Here is a 23,371-nt window from a genome sequence, read left to right on the forward strand (position 1 = left end):
CGTGTGAGCCCTCGGCGGCCTCCGCTCCACCCACCTCACGCGGCGCCACGTCGTCCGGCGGGTCTTCAGGCGGCTGCCGGCACCGTGCCCATGGCTCTCCGGACCTCGCCGAGGGTGGCCTCGGCGGTCGCGTTGGCGCGTGCGTTCCCGTCCCTGAGGATCTGTCGCAGGTGGGCGCGGTCGGCGGCGAGCTCCTCCGGCGGGCCCGGATCGGCCGGAAGTACTCGTTGACCGCGTCGGTGACCAGCCGCTTGAGCGCGGACGCTCCGCCGTCGCCGATCTGGTCCGCGACCGATTCGGGAGTCCGGTCCTGACAGAGCGCGGCGAGCTGGAGGAGGCCCGCGACGCCCGGACGGTGCTGTGGGTCGTAGGTGATGCGGCGGTCCGCATCCGTCGTGGCGGCGCGGACCAGCCGCGCGGTGTGGTCCTCGTCCGCGCCGAGCGGGATCGCATTGCCCCGGCTCTTGCTCATCTTGCCGCCGTCGGTGCCGCGCAGCAGCGGGCTCGCGGAGAGCAGGGCAGCCGGTTCGGGGAAGACCGGTCCGTACCGCTCGTTGAATCGCCGGGCGATGAGCCGGGCGGTCTCCAGGTGGGGCACCTGGTCCTGGCCGACGGGGACGAGGTCGGCCTTGCAGAAGAGGATGTCGGCGGCCTGGTGGACGGGGTAGGTGAACATCAGTCCGCTGACGGTGGCTCGTCCGGCGTGGGCGATCTCGTCCTTGACGGTCGGGTTCCGGTCGAGCTCGGCCACGCTGACCAGGCTGAGGAACGGCAGCATCAGCTGGTTGAGTGCGGGTACCGCGCTGTGGGTGAAGACGGTGGCCCGTGCGGGTTCGATCCCGGCCGCCAGGTAGTCGAGGACGAGGTTCTCGGCGTGCTCGACGGGGCTCGCCGCGACGTCGCGGTCGGTCAGGACCTGGTAGTCGGCGACCACCAGCAGGAGTTCCACACCCAGGTCCTGGAGGTGGACGCGGTTCTGCAGGGTGCCGAAGTAGTGGCCCAGGTGGAGGGGCCCGGTCGGGCGGTCGCCGGTGAGGACGCGGTGCTGTCCCGGGTTGCGGCGGACGGATTCGAGGCTGGTGGTCAGGGTCATCACGGTCTCCTGCGGGTGGCGGCGCCGTTCGTACGGGGCCGCCCTCCGCGAGGAGACGCTGCGGGAACGCAGCAGGGCCGCCCGTACGGACGGCCCTGGGGTCATGGGTGAGGGGTGGCCGTCCTAGGACGGCCACCAGCTCAGGCACAGCTGACGCTTCACGGAATCGAGCATACCCCTGGCCGAACGCGTGGCACGGGGCTTTCGGGGCGGGCGGCCCGGCCTCACATCCCGGACTGCCCTGGCCCCCAAGGATCGTCTGCGGCAGGATCGTTCGTGCCGCAGACCGAAAGGCACGCCGCCATGACCGCGCTCGACCAGCCAGCGCCGGATCGCCCGCCGGGCGATCCGGGCCCCGCCGACGGACCGCCCGGGGTGACCCGGTGGCGCGCGACCGCGAGCGGCTGCTCCGTCGGTCCCGGCGGCCGACACCGTCGCGCAGGCTCCGCCGGCTGCACCCGCGCCAGGCGGGCCTACGGGAGGACCCGGTGGCGGACCCCGAGGCGGGGGTGCAGCTCTCGGACGAGGCCGACCGGGTTCCGCTGGGTGTCCTGATCACGGGGTCGCCGGCGGCGGCCGACCTCGGCGGCGGACAGTGCACCCGGCGGGTCTCGGCGCTACTGGTACGGCTCGGGGCGGGGACGAGTCTGGTGGTCCTGCCGGCCTGGCGGGAGGCGATAGCCGTGGCGGTACCGACCGAGCACCTGCTCGCGTCGACGGGGCTCGGGATGGCCGAGCTGCCGAACGCGCGGCTCACCGTGCTGATCAACCCCGAAGCGCTGCACGACCGCGATCTCGGACTGCGGGACTGGTGCGCCGGGGCCCACCGTCGCCCTGACAGCGCGGGCGTCCGGATGTCAGATCGCGGCGTCAGGTCTGCTGTTGGGTGTCCCTTGCGGGACATGGCCGAGCTCGACCGGGGCGGGAGAAGGCGAGCCGTCGGGCCGGCCCGCGGCGCGGGCGGCGGCGAGCAGGGCCGGCAGCTGCGGTGGCCAGAGGGCGTCGGCGTCGGGGTCGGCGAGATCGGCCGGGGTCCACCAGCGCCAGCCGAGGATCCGATCGGTCCGGTGGACCTCGCTGACGTCACCGACCGGGCCGCGGTGCGGTCCGTCCGTGACGTAGATGTGCTCGTGCTGACGGACGGGCGTGCCGTGCCAGGTGAAGTCGTGCTCCCAGGTGCAGAGCAGACGCCCGGGTACGAGATCCGCCCAGCCGGTCTCCTCGCGGAGTTCGCGCAGCGCCCCTCGGTCGGTGACTCCCCCGGGTCGAGGCCGCCACCCGGCATCGTCCAGTGGACACCGACCTCGATGTTGTCGGAGCGGAGCAGGAACACGGAGCCGTCCGCGGCCAGCACAGCCGTTCTGGCCGCTGCCCGTCGCATCCGGCCGTCCGGCCCGCCGGTCGTCCGCCCGGCTGCGTCCGGCCGTCGTCCGCCCAGAAATCGTCGCACCATCGACATCCGACCACCGTCGCACGGCCCGGCCGCCCGTGTCGACGCGGTTTCCGCCACCGCCCTGCGGCCCCGCGACCCGGCACCCGGCACCCGGCACCCGGCCACCGGCTTCCGGGCTCCCGGGCTCGGGGTCGGCAGCGCGTGGTCGGAAATCCCGGCCTCCCGGCGGACGCCCGCCCGTACGCTGTCCGCCATGACCACCCCGGCCGTCCTGCTGCCCGCCGATCCGCTCGGTCCCCGCCGGCCCGACCCGCACTTCGTCCTCGAAGCCCGGCAGGTAAGGGAGTTGGGTGGGATGTGCGTGCTGCTCGACCACGATGCGCTGGTCGCCGGCGAGGCCGCGGAGGCGGTGCGGCGGGTACCGGCCGGGCTCGGGCCGCTCTGGTACCGGGGGTGGATGGTCGGCGTCCCGGCCTACCAGGAGCTGGCCGAGGCGCTGGAGGGCGCGGCTGCGCGCTGCTGACCGCGCCTGCCGCCTACGCGGACGCGCATGAACTGCCGGGCTGGTACGGAAGCTTCGAGGGAGCGACGCCACAGAGCCACTGGCTGCCGGGCGGCGGCATGCCTGCGCACACCGAACTCGTCTCCGCAGCGGCGGCCTTGGGCGGTCACGGCCCCGCGATCGTCAAGGACTACGTGAAGTCCCGCAAGCACGAGTGGCACGAGGCCTGCTTCGTCCCGGACCTTGCGGACGCCGGCGGGCTGGCCCGGGTGGTGAGCCGCTTCGTCGAACTGCAGGGCGACTTCCTGACCGGCGGGATCGTCCTGCGGCGGTACGAGGAGTTCGTGCGCGATGCCGCCGGCCGGGCGGAGGAGGCCCGGGTGTGGTGGCTGGACGGGGAGCCCGTCCTGGTCGGCCCGCATCCGGACGCGCCGGGCCCGGCACCCGACCCCGACCTGTCGGCCGTCCGCCCGCTGGTCCGGGCCCTCGGCTGCCGGTTCGTCACCACCGACCTGGCGCTGCGGGCGGACGGGAGCGGCTGGCGGGTGGTGGAGGTCGGCGACGGCCAGGTGAGCGACCTGCCGACCGGCACCGACGCCGCCCCGCTGCTCTCGGCCCTGATCGGCGCGTAGCAGCGCCGGACAGGGAGAGCAGACGGGGCGGCGTCGGCCCGGCCCTCGGGGCCCGGCCCGCTCGGGGCCTGGCCGCTCGGGTCAACCGGCGATCGGCGCCACTGCCGCCGGGTGTCCGTCGGCGACGAAGGCCTGCCAGAGCCGCGCGTACGCGCCGCCGCTGGCCAGCAGCCCCTCGTGGGTGCCGTCCTCGACGATCCGGCCGTGGTCCAGGACGACGATCCGGTCGGCGCGCTCCGCCGTGCTGAGGCGGTGCGCGATGACGAGTGTGGTGCGGTTGCCGCTCAGCCGGTCCGCAGCCTCGGTGACCGCGGCCTCGCTGGCGAGGTCGAGGGCGGCGGTCGCCTCGTCCAGGAGCAGGATGTCCGGGTCGACGAGCTCGGCGCGGGCGAGCGCCATCAGCTGGCGCTGTCCGGCGGACAGGTTCCGCCCGCGCGGGGCGACCTCGTGCTCGTAGCCGTCCGACAGGCTCATGATCATGTCGTGGGCGCCGACCGCACGGGCCGCCGCCTCGACCTCGGCGCGGGAGGCCGAGGGCCGGCCGTACGCGATGGCCTCGTGCACCGTGCCCGCGAAGAGGTAAGCCTCCTGGGGGACCACGCCGAGCCGGTGCCGGAAGGCGGCCAGATCCAGCCGGGTGATGTCGGTGCCGTCGATCCGCAGCGTGCCGCCGGTCGGGTCGTAGAACCGGGCGACGAGCTTGACCAGGGTGGACTTGCCGGCCCCGGTCTCGCCGACCAGGGCGACGGTCTGCCCGGCCGGGACGTGCAGGTCGATGCCGGACAGCACGTCCGGGTGGCCCTCGCCGCCACCGCCGTAGGCGAAGCTGACGTTCTCGAAGCTGATGTCGCCCTTCAGCCGGTGGACGGGGAGCGGCTCCGGGTCCTCCGGGGTGCTGGTCGGGGTGCGCAGCAGCTCACGGATCCGGCCGAGGCCGACACTGGCCTGCTGGTAGCCGTCGAAGACCTGGGAGAGCTGGTTGACCGGCGCGAAGAACAGGTCGATGTAGAGCAGGTAGGCGACCAGGCCGCCGATGGTCAGCGTGCCGGCGTCCACCCGGGAGGCGCCGACGATCAGCACCAGGGCGGCCGCGACGCTGGAGAGGAACTGCACGAAGGGGAAGTAGAGCGAGATGTAGAACTGGGCCCGGACCCGCGCGTCCCGGTACTCCCGGCCGCGGGCGACGAAGCGGGCGGTGTTGACGTCCTGGCGGCGGAAGGCCTGGACGATCCGCATGCCGGCGACGTTCTCCTGGAGGTCGGCGTTGACCGTGGAAATCAGGTCGCGGGAGATCTGGTACTGCGCGGTCGACTTCCGGCGGAACACCAGGGTCGCGATGACCAGCAGCGGCAGGACCGCACACACGACCAGGGCGAGGCCCGCGTCGATCACCAGCAGCACCGCGAAGATGCCGAAGAAGGTCAGCAGGCTGACCACGGCGGTGACGACGCCGGTCTGCAGGAAGCTGGAGATCGAGTCGACGTCGGTGGTCATCCGGGTCATGATCCGGCCGGTGAGCTCGCGCTCGTAGTAGTCCAGGCCGAGCCGGTTGAGGTGCGCGAAGATCTTGAGGCGCAGGGTGTAGAGGACGCGCTCGCCCGTCCGGCCGCTGACCCTGGTCTCGGCGCTCTGCACCAGCCAGTCCAGCAGCACCACGGTGAGCGCGGCGAGCGAAGCCACCGCGACACCGGCCATCGCGGCCTTGCTGACGCCGTCGTCGATGCCGTGCCGGATCAGTACGGGCAGGGTCAGCCCGGCGGCGGTGTCCAGCGCGACCAGGAGCAGGGCGAGGGCGAGCGGGTTGCGGAACGGTGCGAGCAGCCTGCGGAGGCTGAAGTTCGGGTCGCCCGCCTCGGCTTCGAGGACGGGGACGTCGGGGGTGTCGGTGGCCGGCGGCAGGGCTGCCACCTTGGCGCGCAGCTCGGCGTCGGCGGCCTGCTTGGCGTCGGCGGCCTGCTTGGCGGCGTCGGACGCGGCTGCTGCTCCCGCTGCTGCCCCGGCGGCTGCTGCTCCTGCGGGGGTGGTGACGGGACCGGCGGCAACGGGTGCCGAGGAAGGGGCAGCCGCCGGGGTGGTGGAGGGAAGCGGGACGGTGGAGGGGGCCAGGGCGGTGGCGACCGCTGCGGCCGTCGCCACGGCGGCGGTGGCGGCTGCCGGCGCCACGACCGGCCGACCCGCCGGAGCGGACGCGCCCGCGATGCCTGCCGCGTCGGCGGTCCCGGACGGATCCGCGATGCCTGCCGTGTCTGACGTGTCAGCCGTGCCAGCCGTGCCAGCCGTGCCAGCCGTGCCAGGGTCGGCGGCACCGCGGAGGTCGGTCGCACCGGAGGTGTCCAGGGAGCCGGGGGCGCCCGCGTCCGGGTCGGTGATCAGCGACCGGTACAGCGGACATCGTTCGTCGAGTTCATCGTGGGTACCGATGTCGACGAGCCGGCCGTGGTCGAGGACCGCGATCCGGTCGGCGAGCTGGAGGCTGGAGCGCCGGTGGGCGATGAGCAGGGTGGTACGGCCGCTCATCACCGAGCGGAGGGCGTCGTGGATCTCGGCCTCCACCTGGGGGTCGACCGCGGAGGTGGCGTCGTCCAGGAGCAGCACGGCCGGGTCGGTGAGGATCGCCCGGGCGAGCGCGATCCGCTGGCGCTGGCCGCCGGAGAGGGTCAGGCCCTGCTCGCCGACCCTGGTCTCGTAGCCGTCCGGGAGGTCCCGGATGAAGCCGTCCGCCTGGGCGACGCGGGCCGCGGCCTCGATCTGCCGGTCGGTGGCCTCCGGGTGCCCGTACGCGATGTTGGTACGGACGCTCTCGGAGAACAGGAAGCTGTCCTCGGGGACGATGCCGACCGCGGAGCGCAGCGAGTCGAGGGTGAGGTCTCGCAGGTCGCGCCCGTACAGGCGGACGGAGCCCGCCATCGGGTCGTAGAAGCGGGGCAGGAGCTGGGCGACCGTGGACTTGCCGGAACCGGAGGCGCCGACCAGGGCCAGGGTCTCGCCCGGGGCGAGGGCCAGGCTGAGTCCGCTGAGGACGGGCACGGCGTCCTCGTGGCCCTCGTAGTGGAAGTCGACCCGGTCGAGTTCGAGCGCGGGGGTGCCGGGCGGGGCCTGCGCGGGATCGAGCGGCACGGCGTCCGGGCTCTCCTGGACGTGCGGGCGCTCGTCGATGAGCTGCAGGACGCGCTCCACGCCGGCCCGGGCCTGCTGGCCCACGGTGATCAGCATGGCGAGCATCCGGACCGGGCCGGTCATCTGGGCCACGTAGGTCGAGAAGGCCACGAAGGTGCCGAGCGTGACCTCGCCGCGGACGGCGAGCCAGCCGCCCAGGGCCAGCACGGCGACCTGCCCGAGGGCGGGGATCGCCTGCATGGCGGGGGTGTAGCGGCTGTTCATGCGGATCGAGCGGAGCCGGGTGGCGAACAGCCGCTGCGAGACGCCTTCCAGCTTGGCCCGTTCCTGCGACTCCTGGCCGAAGCCCTTGACCACCCGGACGCCGCCGACCGCGGCGTCGACGACGCCGGCCACGGCGGCGGCCTCCTGCTGCGCGGCCCAGGTCGCGGGGAAGAGCCGCTTGCGACTCAGGGAGGCGCACCACCACAGGGCCGGTGCCATCACCAGTGCGATCAGGGTGAGGGGCAGCGACAGCCAGAGCATGACCAGGACGGACATGCAGAACATCAGGAAGTACCCGGTCATCATGGGCAGCATCGACAGCAGGCCGTTGATGAGCTGGAGGTCCGAGGTGGCGCGGCCGACGACCTGGCCGGTGTCGAGCCGGTCCTGCCGGTGGCCGTCGAGCCTGGTCAGTGACCGGAACAGGTCGGCCCGCATGTCGTGCTGGACGTCGAGGGCGAGCTGCCCGCCGTAGTAGCGGCGTACCTGGGTGCAGAGGAAGACCACGACGGCGGCGAGCAGCAGCGCGGCGGCCCACGGGCCGAGCGGCCGGGTGTGTGCCGTGATCACGTCGTCGATGATCAGCCTGGTGATCAACGGGACCACCGCCGTGACGGCCATGCCGACCAGGGAGGCGCCGAAGGCGAGCATCAGGTTGCGGCGGTAGCGCCAGGAGTATCCGCCGAGCCGCCGCAGCCATCCGGCCTCGGGGTCGTCCACGGCGGAGATCCTCTGCCGGCGGCCCTGTCGACGGAAACGGCCGGGCCTGCCCTCGGATCCGTGCCCGGTGTGCTCGGGTCCGTCCCCGGCGTGCCCGGATCCGTCCTCGGCGCGACCAGTGCGATCGGCGCGGCGAGCAGCGGGCTCGGTGCGCTGAGCGTCGGCGCCTCCGGACATCTCCGCAGTAGAACCATGAGTCTCAGGCATATTTAGGGATACTAACCATTCGGTGCTGCTGCCGTCCATCGCCGTTCGACGGACACCCGGGAGACTCAACGACAGGCAGTCGGCGAACCTTCCCGATCCGGCCCTGCAGTGCTCGAATTCCGGACGTGCCGTCTCCGCCGACTCCGGGCAGCCCCGGCCGGCAGGCCTCACCTCCCAGGGTCGCCCAGGGTTCACCACCCGCGCACCGGACCAGAGGCCCGAACGGGCTACGGCCCTGGCCCTGGTCCCGGCTCTCCGCTCCTGGCTCGCGGGGTGCGGCTCGCGGGGTGACCTACGCCGCTGCCTCGGCGGCCGCAGCGTCGGCGGCAGCCGCGAACGCCCCCTGGGCCAGACTGTGCAGGAGTGCCGCCATGGCATCCCGCGGCAACCCGGAACGGTCGGCACCGCGGTCGGCGGAACGCTCCGCGCCGAGGTCCGCGGAGCGGTCGGCAGAACGATCTGCACTGCGGTCGGCGGAGCGGTCCGCCTGGGCGGAGCGCGGCGCAGCACTGTGCGGCGTCGAGTTGAGCAGGCCGAAGACGGCGTGGACCGCGGCCCGGGCGAGCGGTTCGGCGTCGGGGCCGGCCAGGGACGGGAAGGCCTCGCGCACCACACCGACCCACAGTTCGACGTAGCCGCGCTGGAGTCGGCGGACGCGCCGACGGTCCTCCTCCTTCAGGTGCAGGAGCTCACGGTCGTGCAGGATGATCAGATCCCGGTCGTCGAGCGCAAAGTCGACGTGGCCACCGATCAGCGCGTCGAGGGCGCCGACGGGCCCCGCCGCGGCGCCCGCCTCGCCGGCCCGCCGCTGCCCCTCCTCCAGCAGCCGCTCGCTGATGCCGACCAGCAGGTCGGCGAGCATCGCGTCCTTGCCCGAGAAGTGGCGATAGAGGCCGGGGCCACTGATGCCGACCGCCTTGCCGATCTCGTCCACCCCGACACCGAGGAAGCCGCGGGCGGCGAACAGCCGGGCGGCCTCCCGGCGGATCTGGTCGCGGCGTGGGAGCGCAGAGGCTGCGGAAACGTTCGGCATGCTGCCCATCGTAGACAGCCGAGTTATCGCCGGTTAACCTGGCCGCAGGAGTTAACGCTCATTAACTTAGGGGCAGCGGACTCACCCGTCCGCATGCCCGCTCGGCGCCGAGGGCAAGGGAGCTCTTGGAATGGTCCTCTCATCCATGGGATCTGCCGTCGGGCCGACGGTCGGCCGGTACGCCGGACCGGCCGCCGGCCTCGATGCGCGGGACCCCGTCAACGATCCCGCCGCTGCTCCGGCACCGCGGCTGGGCAGCACGGCGGACCCCGGTTCGGCGGCCTACCGCTCCAACGAGGCCGCGCACCGCGCGCTCGTGGCCGAGCTCCACGCCAAGCTCGACGCCGCGGCCCAGGGCGGTGGCGCCAAGGCCCGCGCCCGGCACACCGCCCGCGGCAAGCTGCTGCCCCGCGACCGGGTGGACACCCTGCTCGACCCCGGCTCCCCGTTCCTGGAGCTCGCCCCGCTCGCGGCCGACGGCCTGTACGACGGCGCCGCCCCCGCCGCCGGCGTCATCGCCGGCATCGGCAGGGTCGCCGGGCGGGAGGTCGTCGTGGTGGCCAACGACGCCACGGTCAAGGGCGGCACCTACTACCCGATGACGGTGAAGAAGCACCTGAGGGCGCAGGAGGTGGCCCTGGAGAACCGGCTGCCCTGCCTCTACCTCGTCGACTCCGGCGGCGCCTTCCTCCCGATGCAGGACGAGGTCTTCCCCGACCGGGACCACTTCGGCCGCATCTTCTACAACCAGGCCCGGCTGTCCGCCGCCGGCATCCCGCAGATCGCGGCGGTGCTCGGCTCGTGCACCGCCGGCGGCGCGTACGTGCCGGCGATGAGCGACCAGGCGGTGATCGTCCGGAACCAGGGCACGATCTTCCTCGGCGGTCCGCCGCTGGTGAAGGCCGCGACCGGCGAGGTCGTCACCGCGGAGGAACTGGGCGGCGGCGACCTCCACTCCCGGACTTCCGGTGTCACCGACCACCTCGCCGAGGACGATGCGCACGCGCTGTCGATCGTCCGCAGCATCGTGTCCGGCCTCGGACCCCGGGCCGCCCGCCCGTGGCCGCTCGCGCCGGTCGAGCCGCCGACGGTGGACCCGGCAGGCCTGTACGGCGCCGTGCCGGTGGATCCGCGCACCCCGTACGACGTCCGCGAGGTGATCGCCCGGCTCATCGACGGCAGCCGGTTCGCCGAGTTCAAGGCCGAGTACGGCGCCACTCTGGTCACCGGCTTCGCCCGGATCCACGGGCACCCGGTGGGCATCGTCGCCAACAACGGCGTGCTGTTCGCCGAGTCCGCCATGAAGGGCGCGCACTTCATCGAACTGTGCGACCAGCGCGGCATCCCGCTCCTCTTCCTTCAGAACATCACCGGCTTCATGGTCGGACGGCAGTACGAGGCGGGCGGCATCGCCAAGCACGGCGCCAAGATGGTCACCGCCGTCGCCTGCACCCGCGTCCCCAAGCTGACGGTGGTGATCGGCGGCTCCTACGGCGCGGGGAACTACTCGATGTGCGGGCGCGCCTACTCGCCGCGGTTCCTCTGGATGTGGCCGGGCGCCAAGATCTCGGTGATGGGCGGCGAGCAGGCCGCGTCCGTGCTCGCCACCGTCCGGCGCGACCAGTACGAGGCCCAGGGCGAGGACTGGCCGGTCGAGGCGGAGGACGCGTTCAAGGCGCCCGTCCGCGAGCAGTACGAACGGCAGGGGAACGCGTACTACGCCACCGCCCGGCTCTGGGACGACGGCGTCATCGACCCGCTGGAGACCCGAACCGCCCTCGGCCTCGCGCTGACCGCCTGCGCCAACGCGCCGCTCGCCGAACCCCGGCCCTACGGAGTCTTCCGGATGTGACGGCGGGCTGGGCGTCGGCCGGGCGGCAGCCCCCGCGGCTCCCGATGGTCCCGACGGCTCCTGACAGCCCACTCGGGCCACGGAAGCCCGACGCTCCGCCCACCGGCGCTCCACCCACCGGCTCCGCAGACCGGCTCCGCAGCCGGCAGCAGGCCCGTCGTTCGCCACCAGGCCGACGCCCCGTCCTCGGCCTCCTCGACCCGGAGGAACACCTCCCATGTTCGACACCGTTCTGGTCGCCAACCGGGGCGAGATCGCCCTCCGGGTGATCCGCACCCTGCGGCGCCTCGGCATCCGGTCGGTCGCCGTCCACAGCGACGCCGACGCCGACGCACCGCACGTCCGGGCGGCCGACCTGGCCGTACGGCTCGGCCCCGACGGCCGCAGCGACAGCTCCGCCGCCGAGACCTACCTGCGGGCCGACCTGATCCTCGCCGCCGCACGCCGGACCGGGGCCCAGGCCGTCCACCCCGGATACGGCTTCCTGGCCGAGAACCCGGCCTTCGCCCGGGCCTGCACCGAGGCCGGCCTGGTCTTCATCGGGCCGCCCCCGGCCGCGGTGGAGCTGATGGGCGACAAGATCAATGCCAAGGAGGCCGTCCGGGTCGCCGGCGTGCCGGTCGTACCGGGCAGCGAGATGGACGAGCCCAGCGACGCCGACCTCGTCGCCGCGGCAGAGACCATCGGCTACCCGGTGCTGCTCAAACCCTCCGCGGGAGGCGGCGGCAAGGGCATGCGGCTGGTCCGGGACGCCGCCGATCTCCCGGCCGAGATCGACGCCGCCCGCCGGGTGGCCCGCACCGCCTTCGGGGACGACACCCTGCTGCTGGAGCGGTGGGTCGACAACCCCCGGCACATCGAGGTGCAGGTGCTGGCCGACGGTCACGGCACCACCGTGCACCTCGGTGAGCGCGAGTGCAGCCTGCAGCGGCGTCACCAGAAGCTGATCGAAGAGGCTCCTTCCGTTCTGCTCAATCCCGAGACCAGGGCGGCGATGGGGACGGCCGCCGTGCGGGCCGCCGAGGCGTGCGGCTACACCGGTGCCGGCACGGTCGAGTTCATCGTGCCGGGCGTGGACGCCGGTACGGCCGCAGCCGGCGGCGTCCTCGACTTCTTCTTCATGGAGATGAACACCCGCCTCCAGGTGGAACACCCCGTCACCGAGCTGGCCGTCTCCGTCGGCGGCCCGGCGGACCGTCCGCAGCGACCCGACCTGGTCGAGTGGCAGATCCGCGTCGCCGCAGGCGAGGCCCTGCCGTTCGGGCAGGCCGACATCTCGTTCGTCGGCCATGCCGTCGAGGCCCGGATCTGCGCCGAGGACCCCGACCGCGACTTCCTCCCGACCGGCGGCCGGATCCTCCGCTGGGAGGAGCCGACCGGCGAGGGCGTCCGGGTGGACTCCGGAGTCACCGCGGGCAGCGACGTCGGCAGCCTCTACGACCCGATGCTGGCCAAGGTGATCGCCTACGGGCCCGACCGCGCGACCGCGCTGCGCCGCCTTCGCGCCGCACTGGCCGACACCCGGATCCTCGGGGTCACCACCAACACCGGCTTCCTGCGGCGCCTCCTCGCACACCCCGAGGTGGCCGCCGGCAGGCTCGACACCGGCCTGGTGGAACGGACCGTGCAGCAGACCCCCGTGCTGCTGCGCTCCCCGTACACCCCGACCGGCTCCCCTGCCGGCTCAACGACCGACACCGCGACCGTGCCGGCCCTGGCCGCCGACACCGACCGCTCCAGCCTTGCCGGGACGGCCTCGCCCGACCTGCTGTACATCGCCGCAGCACTGGCCCGCCAGCTCGACCTCGCGCCCGACGCCGGGCCGGGCCGCTGGACGGACCCGTTCTCCCTCCCTTCCGGTTGGCGGATGGGCGGACAGGCCTCCTGGACGACCCACCGGCTCCGCACGACCGGCCACGAGCCGGTCACCGTGTCGGTACGACCGACCGTGCCAGGCACCGTAGCCGAACCCACTGACAATCCCTCAGGCACTGCATCCGACCTGCAGATTCGCGTCGGCGAGGGCACCGTCCGACAGGTCAGGGCCGACCGCGTCGGTGACCGGCTGTACATCACCGTCGACGGTCTGCAGACGACGTTCGCACACACCACCGACAACGGCCCCGCCGGCCGGGTCGACTGGCTGGCCGTCGACGGCGACGCGTGGCCGGTGCACACCCACGACCCGGTCGCCGATCGCACCACCGCCGGCGGCAGCCACCACGGCGGACTGACCGCGCCGATGCCCGGCACGGTCACCGTGGTGAAGACCTCGGTCGGCGATCCCGTGAAGCGGGGGCAGACCCTGCTGGTCCTGGAGGCCATGAAGATGGAACACGTGATCACGGCGCCGCACGACGGCACCGTCAGCGAGCTGCGGGCGGCCGCCGGCGCGACCGTCGCCATGGACGAGCTGCTCGCCGTGGTGACGCCCGCCGAGCAGGCGGACGGCGGGGCCGCCTCGTGAGCGCCGGGACCGCACCACAGGGCGGCGGGGCGCAGGCCGGGACCCGGTCGTCGGACGGCTCCGGCTCGGCCGGGGCAGCCGGCTCGGCCGGGGCAGCAGAGCCGGGCATCCTGGAGCTGGGCCTGCCGGATCCGGTCCGCGACCCGTCGCTGCCCGCCCGGGTCCGGATCCACGAGGTCGGCCCGCGGGACGGCCTGCAGAACGAGGGCTCGCTCGTCCCCGTCGAGGTCAAGGCCGAGTTCATCACCCGCCTCGCGGCCGCCGGGCTGCGGACGGTGGAGGCCACCAGCTTCGTCCACCCGAAGTGGGTGCCCCAGCTCGCCGACGCCGAGGAGCTGATGCCCCGACTCGCCGGCCTGACGGAGCGCCACTCCGGGTTGCGACTCCCCGTCCTGGTCCCGAACGAGCGAGGGCTCGACCGGGCGCTGGCCCACCGGGTGACCGATGTCGCCGTGTTCGCGAGCGCCACCGAGACCTTCGCGCGGCGCAACCTCAACCGCTCCGCCGACGAGGCGATGGACATGTTCGCACCGGTCGTCCGACGGGCGACCGAGGCGGGGGTGCCGGTCCGCGGGTACCTCTCGATGTGCTTCGGCGACCCCTGGGAGGGGCCGGTGCCGCAGGCGCAGGTGATCGGCTTCGGTGCCCGGCTGCTGGAGATGGGCTGCACCGAGCTCAGCCTGGGCGACACCATCGGCACCGCCACGGCGGGGCAGGTCACCGCGCTGCTCGACGGCTTCGCCGCCGCCGGGGTGCCGGTCGACCGGCTGGCCGTCCACTTTCACGACACGTACGGCCAAGCGCTGGCCAACACTCTCGCGGCGCTGCGGGCCGGGGTCACCGTGGTGGACGCCTCCGCGGGCGGCCTCGGCGGCTGCCCGTACGCGAAGAGCGCCACCGGCAATCTCGCGACCGAGGACCTGGTGTGGATGCTCCACGGCCTCGGCATCGAGACCGGCGTCGACCTCGCCGCACTGGCCGCCGCCAGCGGCTGGATGGCCGGACAGCTCGGCCGGCCCAGCCCGTCCAGGGCAGTCCGGGCCCTGCTCGGGCCCTCCGGCACCTGAGCCGCGACCACCCCTCGCCCCTCCCCGACCTCGACAGGGCGCACTCGACCGGAGCGCGCCCGCCCGACGCCCCACGCGCCCTCCGAAAGCCGCAAGCGCCGCCTCGACACCCTCGTACCGGCCCGCGATCCCGGACCGGTCCGCAAACCCGTACCGGCTCGAAGCCCCGCCCGGCTCCACACCGTTCACCACGCACCGACGAGCCCCTGCCGCTCCACTCCCACATCCCGGGCCCGACCGCAGGGCCGACGCCACAAGCGCACCGATCCAGGAGGATCACCATGCTCGACCACCGACTGAGCACCGAGTACGAAGAACTGCGGCGCACCGTCGCGGAGTTCGCCAACGACCTCGTCGCTCCGAAGATCGGGGAGTTCTACGAGCAGGGCGAGTTCCCCTACGAGATCGTCCGCGAGATGGGCCGGATGGGCCTGTTCGGCCTGCCGTTCCCCGAGGAGTACGGCGGCATGGGCGGCGACTACGTCGCGCTCTGCATCGCACTGGAGGAACTGGCCCGGGTCGACTCGTCGGTGGCGATCACCCTGGAGGCGGCGGTCTCGCTCGGCGCGATGCCGATCCACCTGTTCGGCACCGAGGAGCAGAAGCGCACGTGGCTGCCCCGGCTGACCTCGGGCGAGATGCTCGGCGCGTTCGGGCTGACCGAGCCCGAGGGCGGCACGGACGCGGGGGCGACCCGCACCACGGCGCGCTACGACGCCGCCACCGACGAATGGGTGATCAACGGCACCAAGTGCTTCATCACCAACTCGGGCACGGACATCACCGGGCTCGTCACGGTGACGGCGCTGACCGAACCGACCACTCGTTCGAGTGAAGACGGTTCCGGGCTCTCGCCAACCCGTGAAATCTCCTCCATCATCGTGCCGACCGGGACACCCGGGTTCCAGGTCTCCAAGAAGTACTCCAAGGTCGGGTGGAACGCCTCCGACACCCGCGAACTCTCTTTCACTGACTGCCGCGTCCCCGCAGCCAACCTCCTCGGCGCCCAAGGCCGCGGGTACGCCCAGTTCCTGCGGATCCTCGACGAGGGGCGCATCGCCATCGCAGCCCTGGCCACCGGCCTGGCCCAGGGGTGTGTCGACCAGTCCATCGCCTATGCCGGTACGCGTCGCGCCTTCGGACGCACGATCGGCAGCAACCAGGTCATCCAGTTCAAGCTCGCCGACATGGAGATGCGCGCCCACACCGCCCGCCTGGCCTGGCGGGACGCCGCCTCCCGGCTGCTGCACTCCGAGCCGTTCAAGAAGGAGGCTGCGATCGCGAAGCTGTACGCGTCGGAGGCCGCCGTGGACAACGCACGCGAGGCGACCCAGATCCACGGTGGGTACGGCTTCATGAACGAGTTCCCCGTCGCCAGGTTCTGGCGCGACTGCAAGATCCTGGAGATCGGCGAGGGCACCTCGGAGGTCCAGCGCATGCTCATCGCGCGAGAGTTGGGCGTGATCTCCTGAGGCACCCCGGCCCGGTCCCGTTCTGACGGGCCCGCTCGCAGGGCGGTCGGCTCTGCGAGCGAGTCCGTCAGGGGATCACGATCACCGGTCGGTTGGCGCGCCGCGCCAGCCGACCGGAGACCGAACCGAAGATCTTGCCGAGAAGGCCGTGCGTACTGCCGACGACGATCGCGTCGGCGGCGTACTCCCGGCCGACCTCCTCGATCTCGTGGCAGATGTCTCCACCGCGCTCCACCAGGATCCAGGGCACGCCGGCCAGGAAGTCGGCACAGGCGAGCTCCAGGCCGAGGATCTCCGTACGGTGATCCGGCAGATCGACGAAGACGGGAGGTTCACACCCGGCCCAGACCGTGGCGGGCAACCGGTTCGCCACGTGCACGATCACCAGACCGCACTGCGAGCGCCGCGCCATGCCGACCGCGTAGGCGAGAGCCCGCTCGCTGGAGAGCGATCCGTCGAACCCGACGACCACCCCGTGCTGGAACACCGGGTCGCACGGGCGGAGCGCCTCTTCCTGGAGCACCGGGTCACCGTCCCCACCGGCACGACCCGTCACCGGGCTCTGTCCATCGGTCACTGCATCGCCCCCGTCACCCGAGCCGCTACCGGAACCGGTACCAGCGGAATCTCCACGCCGTGCCCTTCCAGGTGCAGGTCTGCGCGACCGCTCGGCCCCACTCCCCTCCGTTGCCGCGGGCCTGTGCGCGGCACGCTGCTCGGACGCGCCCCGGGAGGAATCGTCCGGGTGCAGGGCACGGCCGTCATCCGCCGTCGCCGGTGCGCAAGCGGCAGTGACGTCAGCGGCGACAGGCAGAGGGGGCTCAAAACCAGCCATGGCTCAAAGCTCTTCGCAGGAGGCGGGCCGACAGGACAGAACAGGGCTGCTCGGGCGACAGGCTCACACACGGCACCGAGCCGGAATCCTCCGAGCACCACTGAACGTGACCTGTTCCCTCTCAGCGTACGACGAACACGGCACCCCAACCGGCAGCCGAGCCCCAGCAGGGCAAGGATCCCGCGAACGGCCCGCGTGCACCGCGGTGTGCGCGCCCCCGAGCATCGGCGGCCCATCCGCCACCGGGCAAGGAGGTTCACAGGAGCTTGACCGACAAACCCCGCCGAAGCAACAGGACGAACACACAACGTGACCCGACTGTCATCGACAGAACGGAACGGGCCCATGACCTGCGCGCCGACACCACGGACCGCACCATGCCCACGGCTCACACCACGCAGTACAGCCCATGCCGTCACACCGCCCGGCGCCGCACTGCGCCGCTGCGCGAAGTCGCACCAGCGCACCTGCCTTCGCCTGCCCCTATGCCCGTTCCCGTTCCAGCCCCCGGGCCCGTTCCCAGACACCTTCCCCTGGCCGCGCCCAGCTCCGCCCCCGGACCTGGTCCCCTGCCTGCCCCCAGCTCCGCACCAAGGACGCAAACCATGCGCCCACGGTCTCGAATCCCCTGTCCACATGGCCGGCGTCGTCGATGCCCCGCCGCTGTACCCGCATCGCCCGCGGGCGACCCGCGCAGCCCCGCTGTGCCCCACCGACGGACCGGACAGGTCAGTCGCTCTCGGGAGTTGAGCAGTCACCGTACGGATTCAGCCATTTCGCCGCTCCACCACGCCGCCTTTGGCAATTGCCAAGTGCATACGCACGAGCGCTGGCAGCATGCAGGACATGCCGCTGCTGCTGTTCGATCTCGACAACACACTCCTGCCCAGGGACGCCGCCTTCCGGGCCTGGGCGCGGGACTTCCTGGCCGAACACCGGCTCCCCGCAGGGGACATCGACTGGTTCACCACCATCGACGGCAGCGGCTACGTACCGCGCAGCACCGTACTCGGCGCTGCGAAACGGCGCTACGGCCTGGACCACTCCCTCGACCTCCTGCTCGCCCACTACCGCCGCGGCATCAACGCCCACATCCACTGCCCGACTCCCCACATCGATGCCCTTCATGCGGCCCGGGCCTCCGGTTGGACGCTGGGCATCGTCAGCAACGGCGGCACCAGACCACAGCTGGAGAAGATCCGGCGCACCGGGCTCGGCCCGCTCGTCGACGGCTGGGTGATCTCGGAGGAGGCCGGCTGTGTGAAGCCGGACCCGCTGATCTTCGAGATCGCGGCGCAACGATGCGGCCTGCAGGCTTCGTCGGGCTGGGAGGCGGACACCTGGGTGATCGGCGACCACGCCCCCGCCGACATCGCCGGCGCAGAGGTGGCGGGGCTGCGCAGCGTGTGGCTGCACCATGGTCGCCCCTGGGCCGAGTCCGGCTACCGGCCGACGCTGAGCGCCGCCGGACTGCCGGAGGCCGTCGGGCTCGCGCTGAGCGCGCGCAGCGCACCGTCCGCCGCCACCGTCCGGCGCGCCACCGCCGCCCGCGCCGAAGCGAACCACGGCCATGAGCGCGGGCGTGAGCACGAACACGGGTATCGGCACGCGGAGACCCACGGGACGGCCCGGTACAACCCGACCGCCAACCCGTCGAGTGTGCCCGCCGCCTGGGGTCGCCTTCCCGGGGCTTCGAAGGAGAGCAGTCGGAACGAGCCGGTCACTCCTCTCCGGTCCGCCGCGACGCCTGCCACCGCGGCCGCTGCCACGACCAAGGGAGCGGGAGCGGGAACGGGAACGGGAACGGGAGCGGGAACGGGAACGGGAGCGGGAGCGGGAGCGGGACCGGCGGCAACGGCACCAGTGGCCGTCGGACAGCACCAGGCAGTCGCACGCCAGTCGGCCGTCTAGCAACCGGCTGTACAGCAGCCAGCCGTGCAGGAACGGTCGGGTACGAGCCGGGCTCGCTACACGGTCAGCGCCGCCGGCGTCGCCGGGTAGCGCCACCAGCGGCTGACGCCCTGTTCGACGAAGCCGAGCCGGCGGTACAGCGGCTCCCCCAACAAGGTGGCCACCAGGGTGGCCACGCTCGCCGGATGGGCCTCCAGGGCGGCGGTCACCACCGCGCGACCGACTCCGCGCGACCGGAAGGCAGGCAGGGTGGCCACGGTGTAGATCCCCACCGTGGTGCCGTGCTCGTAGCTGACGCAGGCGCCGACCGCCTTACCGTCGATGCGGGCCGACCAGGCCCGGTAGCCGGGCACTGCCAGCAGTCCTGGCGGCAGCATCGTGCCCCGCGCGACGGGCCAACGGGCGGGCATCGGGAACCCTTCGATCAGCGTCTCCTCGACCTCGGCAAGGCCGTCCGCGTCGAGGGCCTCACCCACGTCGAGCCGACCGCCTTCGCCCCCGTCCCCAGCCTCAGCCCCAGCCCCAGCCCCAGCCGCACGCTGCCCTGAACCCGGCTCGGTCCCCCCGCCCCCTGGACCCCCGACCGCAGGGCTCCCACCCACGGCGCCCCCGCCCTCAACACTCCCCGTCAAGGGGGCGTCTCCCACCAGCGTGGCGCGTCGGCCGTAGCACGGGATGCGCGGCCGGACGTCACGTCGGACGCCGGGTCCACCGGCCCCGTCTCACGGGTCATCACCGCCTGGCCGAGTGCCGCCTCGCAGCCGTGGGGCGTCAGGTCGAGCCGGCCGAAGGGGTCCTCCAGGCAGAGTCGCGCCGTCCGCCACTCGCGAAACAGCTCCAGCAACTCACCTGTCTGCTCACCTGGTTGACCGTCCGGTCGGGTGATCACAACCCGGTGGGCGTCCGAGTCGCCGCCCTCGCAGCGGACGGCCGTGAAGCCGGCCCGCTGCACGCTCTCCCAGCCGTTGACCGTGGCCTGGGCGACCCAGAAGGCTGCGGCGTTGTCGTTGGCCTGTTCGAGCCGGCTACGCATGTCCATGATGCCGACCATAACCGGCGGACAGGAGGCAGGTCCTGACCGCTCCTCCCCTGCGCAGGTGGGCTCACGACGGCGCACGGGCAAGTCCCGTGCGCCCTGTTTCGTACCGCCTGTTTTCGGCCAATTTCGGTTTGGGCCCAGCTTGTTGGCCAAAGGCGCAGTCCAGAGCCGCCGGCGAGGGTCGCGGTTCCACAACGGCCTCGATCGGGTCGTGCGACAACAAGCCAGGCTTGCGCCCGCCCCCTTCCCAGAGGGGTCGACGGGTGCCACGCTTCGTGATCGAATGCATCACGCCAAATTGCCATGTCGACATAGCGTCGGATGGTGAACTTGTCACAACAGCAACGGTCCACCCAGTAGATTCGATCTTGGCGGACAGTGCACCGCCACACCACACCACCGAGGGGGCTGGAGCGCCTTGAGCAGGGTGAGCAGGAGCGACGCGGGTCCTGACGGCGGCCAGCCGCCGACCGGCTTCCCGGGCCGTGCCTCGAGAGCTGACGGGCTGGTACCCCGTGCAGCCACCGCCCTGTCGATGGGCTCCCTGCCAGCACACGCTTCGTCATCTCATGCTCAGTCAGCAGTCGGACCGACGTTGAACACGGCAGCGGGCGCGACCGCGGCCGGTGCCGCGACAGCCTCACCGATCGCCGGGGGCCCGACGCCCGACGGCACCCACGCCCACGGGCAGCCCTCCCGCCAGCCACAGGCGCAGCAGCCCGTCGCCCACCCCTCGGCGAGCCACCTCTCGGCGAGCCATACGTCAGTGAGCCACCCCTCGGGGATCCACCCCGCCGGGAGCCACCCGTCGGCGAGTCACCCGTCAGCGAGTCACTCCTCGGCCGGCGGCGGCCCGTACACGCCGTCCGCCTCGCTCGGGTCCCTCTACTCGCCCGCACCGCGCAAGCTCTCCGGTCGTCGTCGGCGCGAGACGGTGGCGGTGCTGATCTTCGGCGGGGCGCCGATCTTCGAGAGCTCCATCCCGCTGTCGGTGTTCGGCGTGGACCGCCAGGACGCGGGGGTGCCCCGCTACCGCCTGCTCGTCTGCGCGGGCGAGGAGGGCCCGCTCGCCACCACCGGCGGCCTGACACTGACGGCGCCGTACGGCCTGGAGGCCCTGTCGCGGGCGGGCACCATCGTCGTCCCGGCCTGGCGGTCCATCTCCCAGCCGCCGCCGATGGAGGCGATCGCCGCCCTCCGCAAGGCCCACAACGAGGGTGCGCGGATCATCGGCCTGTGTACCGGCGCGTTCGTGCTCGCGGCGGCAGGGCTGCTGGACGGACGTCCGGCGACCACGCACTGGATGTACGCACCGACCCTGGCCAAACGGTATCCGCGGGTCCACGTCGACCCGCGCGAACTGTTCGTGGACGACGGGGACGTCCTGACTTCGGCCGGCACCGCCGCCGGGATCGACCTCTGCCTCCACGTGGTGCGCACCGACCACGGCGCCGAGGCCGCCAACGCCCTCGCCCGCCGACTCGTGGTGCCCAACCGGCGCGGCGGCGGTCAGGCACAGTACATCGACCAGTCTTTACCGGAGGAGATCGGCAACGACCCCCTCGCCGAGGTCGTGACCTGGGCCCTGGAGAACCTGAACCAGCAGTTCGACGTCGAAGTCCTGGCCGCCCGCGCCTACATGAGCCGACGGACCTTCGACCGGCGGTTCCGCACGCTCACCGGCAGTGCCCCCTGCAGTGGCTGATCACGCAGCGGGTCCTGCAGGCCCAACGCCTGCTGGAGACCTCCGACCTGTCGGTCGACGACGTCGCCCGACGCTGCGGATTCCGTTCACCGGTCGCCCTGCGCGGACACTTCCGCAGGCAGCTGGGTGTGTCGCCGGCTGCCTACCGGACGACCTACCGGGCCCGCCGTCCCGCCGGGCAGCTCGGTGCCGTGCCATCGCAGGCCGGGTCGGGCGAGCGCCCCGGCAGCGGCCCCGCCTTCCCCACCCCCGCGGGGCACCTCTCTCCCGCAGGGCACCTCGGCTCGCTGTCCTCCGGGCAGCCCGCCGCGGGTCAGGGCGCAGGCCACCCGTCGGCCGGCCACCCGGCGACAACCGGCGGCTCGCCGTCCGTCCCGCCGTCCGGCGCACCGTCCCCGGCAGCCAACGGCCACCTCACGGGACACCGCGTCACTCCCCGCCCGGCGCCGGCCCGGCAACTCAGGGCGGCGGACGGCGCAGGCCGAGCGCCCTCGTGCCGCCACAGCCCGGACCGGGCACCGAACGGCGCCCCCGCCCGTCCACGATGGACCGGCCCACGTCCGACAGGCCCGTGTCCGACAGGTCTGCAACCGGCAGGCCCGCATCCGAAACCGGCAGGCCCGCATCCGAGCGACCGGCATCGGACCGGCCGGCATCGGACAGGTCCGCGCCGGATCGAAGCCCCTCCGACCGGCGCCCGCCCGACGGGCACCTGACGGATCAGCGTCGGACTGATCAGAACCCGCCGGACGGGCGTCGGGCGGACCGGCGGCCGGTCGAACACGCCGTCGCCGACGAGGACGGGTACGACCAGCCGAGCGCCCGGGGCCGTGGCTCGGGCCGCCGCCCCGGTCACACCGAACCGCCGGAGGCGCCCGCCCCCGGTGCGGCCGCGCCGCACGGGGACAACCTTCGGGCGGGGACGGCCGACGACTCCGGGCCGGGCACTTCCCCGGCGCAGCACGGGTCGGCGGCCCGGCCGCTGTCCGGGTCGCGGGATCGCGCCGTAGGGTGAGTGGTGTGAATGACCGTCTGGTGTGGATCGACTGTGAGATGACCGGCCTCGACCTCGACAGGGATGCCCTGATCGAGGTCGCGGCGCTGGTCACGGATTCCGAGCTGAACATCCTCGGCGAGGGCGTGGACGTGGTGATCCGTCCGCCGGCCGAGGCGCTGGCCGGTATGCCGGAGGTGGTCCGCACCATGCACACCACCTCGGGGCTGCTCGACGAGCTGGCCGACGGCATGTCCATGGCCGAGGCCGAGGAGCTGGTGCTGGGTTACATCCGCCAGCACGTACCGGAAGCCGGGAAGGCCCCGCTGTGCGGGAACTCCGTCGCGACCGACCGCGGCTTCCTCTCCAGGGACATGGCGCAGCTGGAGGCCCACCTGCACTACCGGATCGTGGACGTCTCCTCGATCAAGGAGCTGTCGCGCCGGTGGTTCCCGCGGGCGTACTACAACAGCCCGAAGAAGGGCGGCAGCCACCGGGCGCTCGCGGACATCCGCGAGAGCATCGCCGAACTGCGGTACTACCGCGAGGCGGTGTTCGTGCCGCAGCCCGGCCCGGACGGTGACACCGCCCGCGAGATCGCCGCACGGCACCAGCTGCCGACCGACTGACGCACCACCCGGCCGGGTGTGCCTCGCTCCGGATCCCCGTGGCGACGCCGCTCGCCCGGCCCGCCACGGGACGGTCCACCCGGCCTCCACCCGGCCCGCACCCGGGCCTCCGGTCGGTCTTCGGAGACCTCCGGCGGCCTTCCGGCGGCCTTCCGGTGGACCTCCGGTGGCCTTCCGGTGGGCCTCCGGTGGGCCTGCGGTCGGCTTCCCGCAGGACCGGTCGGCGGGCAGCTCAGGGGTGCCGCGGCCGGCCCGACGGGCACGCCGGCCCCGCCGGGGCATCAGGTCGAAACCCTGGCGCGAGCACCCTCTCGGATCCTGTAGAGTTCTTCCTGTCGGAGCGGGAACGCCACCGACAGATGGTGGGTGTAGCTCAGTTGGTAGAGCACCTGGTTGTGGTCCAGGTGGCCGCGGGTTCGAGTCCCGTCACTCACCCCAT

14 protein-coding genes, 1 tRNA gene and 2 pseudogenes are annotated in these 23,371 nt (G+C 73.0%); 10 read left to right on the top strand and 7 right to left on the bottom strand.

The genetic code is table 11. The annotated features are described in order from the left end of the window. Positions 1 to 65: 65 nt before the first annotated feature. Together trpS and ABEB13_RS15640 are read right to left on the bottom strand one after the other, a co-directional pair. Positions 66 to 1,093: pseudogene (trpS, locus tag ABEB13_RS15635) on the bottom strand (tryptophan--tRNA ligase). Between the two features lie 857 nt (positions 1,094 to 1,950). Continuing rightward, positions 1,951 to 2,568 (bottom strand): NUDIX domain-containing protein, encoded by a 618-nt coding sequence (locus ABEB13_RS15640; RefSeq protein ID WP_345706010.1) that lies wholly within the window; start codon positions 2,566 to 2,568, stop codon positions 1,951 to 1,953. Between the two features lie 171 nt (positions 2,569 to 2,739). Between ABEB13_RS15640 and ABEB13_RS40570 the strand changes: the two genes are divergently transcribed. Continuing rightward, positions 2,740 to 3,009 carry a hypothetical protein gene (locus ABEB13_RS40570; RefSeq protein ID WP_425559886.1) on the top strand — a complete coding sequence of 90 codons (270 nt, stop codon included), beginning with the start codon at positions 2,740 to 2,742 and terminating at the stop codon, positions 3,007 to 3,009. 98 nt (positions 3,010 to 3,107) lie between these two features. Continuing rightward, the gene (locus ABEB13_RS40575; protein ID WP_425559887.1) at positions 3,108 to 3,620 is read left to right on the top strand and encodes an ATP-grasp domain-containing protein; all 513 of its coding nucleotides are present in this window, start codon (positions 3,108 to 3,110) and stop codon (positions 3,618 to 3,620) included. 81 nt (positions 3,621 to 3,701) lie between these two features. Here the strand turns inward: ABEB13_RS40575 and ABEB13_RS15650 are convergent, their stop codons facing one another. Both ABEB13_RS15650 and ABEB13_RS15655 read right to left on the bottom strand, forming a co-directional pair. After that, positions 3,702 to 7,730, bottom strand: a complete 4,029-nt coding sequence (locus ABEB13_RS15650; RefSeq protein WP_417466432.1) for an ABC transporter ATP-binding protein — start codon at positions 7,728 to 7,730, stop codon at positions 3,702 to 3,704. A gap of 490 nt (positions 7,731 to 8,220) precedes the next feature. Then, positions 8,221 to 8,970: a TetR/AcrR family transcriptional regulator gene (locus ABEB13_RS15655; RefSeq protein ID WP_380232767.1), complete on the bottom strand. Its 750-nt coding sequence runs from the start codon at positions 8,968 to 8,970 to the stop codon at positions 8,221 to 8,223. 136 nt (positions 8,971 to 9,106) lie between these two features. On the opposite strand from ABEB13_RS15655, the gene ABEB13_RS15660 reads away from it, so the two are divergent. From ABEB13_RS15660 to ABEB13_RS15675, 4 genes are all read left to right on the top strand, one after another. After that, the gene (locus ABEB13_RS15660; RefSeq protein ID WP_345706012.1) at positions 9,107 to 10,813 is read left to right on the top strand and encodes a carboxyl transferase domain-containing protein; all 1,707 of its coding nucleotides are present in this window, start codon (positions 9,107 to 9,109) and stop codon (positions 10,811 to 10,813) included. Between the two features lie 217 nt (positions 10,814 to 11,030). Then, entirely contained in the window at positions 11,031 to 13,280 is a 2,250-nt protein-coding gene (locus ABEB13_RS15665; protein WP_345706013.1) for an acetyl/propionyl/methylcrotonyl-CoA carboxylase subunit alpha, read from the top strand. Positions 13,281 to 13,390: 110 nt separating this feature from the next. Next, positions 13,391 to 14,347 carry a hydroxymethylglutaryl-CoA lyase gene (locus ABEB13_RS15670; RefSeq protein ID WP_345709684.1) on the top strand — a complete coding sequence of 319 codons (957 nt, stop codon included), beginning with the start codon at positions 13,391 to 13,393 and terminating at the stop codon, positions 14,345 to 14,347. 281 nt (positions 14,348 to 14,628) lie between these two features. Next, complete coding sequence (locus ABEB13_RS15675; RefSeq protein ID WP_345706014.1) at positions 14,629 to 15,819, top strand: acyl-CoA dehydrogenase family protein; 1,191 nt, start codon at positions 14,629 to 14,631, stop codon at positions 15,817 to 15,819. A gap of 67 nt (positions 15,820 to 15,886) precedes the next feature. On the opposite strand, the gene ABEB13_RS15680 is transcribed toward ABEB13_RS15675, so the two are convergent. Beyond that, positions 15,887 to 16,375 (bottom strand): universal stress protein, encoded by a 489-nt coding sequence (locus ABEB13_RS15680; protein ID WP_345706015.1) that lies wholly within the window; start codon positions 16,373 to 16,375, stop codon positions 15,887 to 15,889. Positions 16,376 to 17,500: 1,125 nt separating this feature from the next. Between ABEB13_RS15680 and ABEB13_RS15685 the strand changes: the two genes are divergently transcribed. Beyond that, entirely contained in the window at positions 17,501 to 18,565 is a 1,065-nt protein-coding gene (locus tag ABEB13_RS15685; RefSeq protein ID WP_345706016.1) for an HAD family hydrolase, read from the top strand. A gap of 56 nt (positions 18,566 to 18,621) precedes the next feature. Here ABEB13_RS15685 and ABEB13_RS15690 read toward each other — a convergent pair whose 3' ends face one another. Then, positions 18,622 to 19,041, bottom strand: a complete 420-nt coding sequence (locus ABEB13_RS15690) for a GNAT family N-acetyltransferase (protein ID WP_345706017.1) — start codon at positions 19,039 to 19,041, stop codon at positions 18,622 to 18,624. 152 nt (positions 19,042 to 19,193) lie between these two features. After that, positions 19,194 to 19,604 carry a hypothetical protein gene (locus tag ABEB13_RS15695; RefSeq protein ID WP_345706018.1) on the bottom strand — a complete coding sequence of 137 codons (411 nt, stop codon included), beginning with the start codon at positions 19,602 to 19,604 and terminating at the stop codon, positions 19,194 to 19,196. A gap of 940 nt (positions 19,605 to 20,544) precedes the next feature. On the opposite strand from ABEB13_RS15695, the pseudogene ABEB13_RS15700 reads away from it, so the two are divergent. The 3 genes and pseudogenes from ABEB13_RS15700 to ABEB13_RS15710 form a co-directional block, all read left to right on the top strand. Further along, positions 20,545 to 21,489 (top strand): annotated as a pseudogene (locus tag ABEB13_RS15700) (helix-turn-helix domain-containing protein); the annotation flags it as partial. A gap of 840 nt (positions 21,490 to 22,329) precedes the next feature. After that, the gene (gene orn / locus ABEB13_RS15705) at positions 22,330 to 22,932 is read left to right on the top strand and encodes an oligoribonuclease (RefSeq protein ID WP_100890073.1); all 603 of its coding nucleotides are present in this window, start codon (positions 22,330 to 22,332) and stop codon (positions 22,930 to 22,932) included. 362 nt (positions 22,933 to 23,294) lie between these two features. After that, a tRNA-His gene (locus ABEB13_RS15710) sits at positions 23,295 to 23,370 on the top strand. Position 23,371: the final 1 nt, after the last annotated feature.

It is taken from the genome of Kitasatospora paranensis (assembly GCF_039544005.1).
Lineage (GTDB): Bacteria > Actinomycetota > Actinomycetes > Streptomycetales > Streptomycetaceae > Kitasatospora > Kitasatospora paranensis.

Excerpts from the sequence above, each read along its gene's own strand:
- ABEB13_RS40570 (WP_425559886.1), top strand. The coding sequence starts at position 2,740 with ATGACCACCCCGGCCGTCCTGCTGCCCGCCGATCCGCTCGGTCCCCGC.
- ABEB13_RS40575 (WP_425559887.1), top strand. The coding sequence starts at position 3,108 with ATGCCTGCGCACACCGAACTCGTCTCCGCAGCGGCGGCCTTGGGCGGT.
- ABEB13_RS15655 (WP_380232767.1), bottom strand. The coding sequence starts at position 8,970 with ATGGGCAGCATGCCGAACGTTTCCGCAGCCTCTGCGCTCCCACGCCGC.
- ABEB13_RS15660 (WP_345706012.1), top strand. The coding sequence starts at position 9,107 with ATGGGATCTGCCGTCGGGCCGACGGTCGGCCGGTACGCCGGACCGGCC.
- ABEB13_RS15665 (WP_345706013.1), top strand. The coding sequence starts at position 11,031 with ATGTTCGACACCGTTCTGGTCGCCAACCGGGGCGAGATCGCCCTCCGG.
- ABEB13_RS15675 (WP_345706014.1), top strand. The coding sequence starts at position 14,629 with ATGCTCGACCACCGACTGAGCACCGAGTACGAAGAACTGCGGCGCACC.
- ABEB13_RS15685 (WP_345706016.1), top strand. The coding sequence starts at position 17,501 with ATGCCGCTGCTGCTGTTCGATCTCGACAACACACTCCTGCCCAGGGAC.
- ABEB13_RS15695 (WP_345706018.1), bottom strand. The coding sequence starts at position 19,604 with ATGGACATGCGTAGCCGGCTCGAACAGGCCAACGACAACGCCGCAGCC.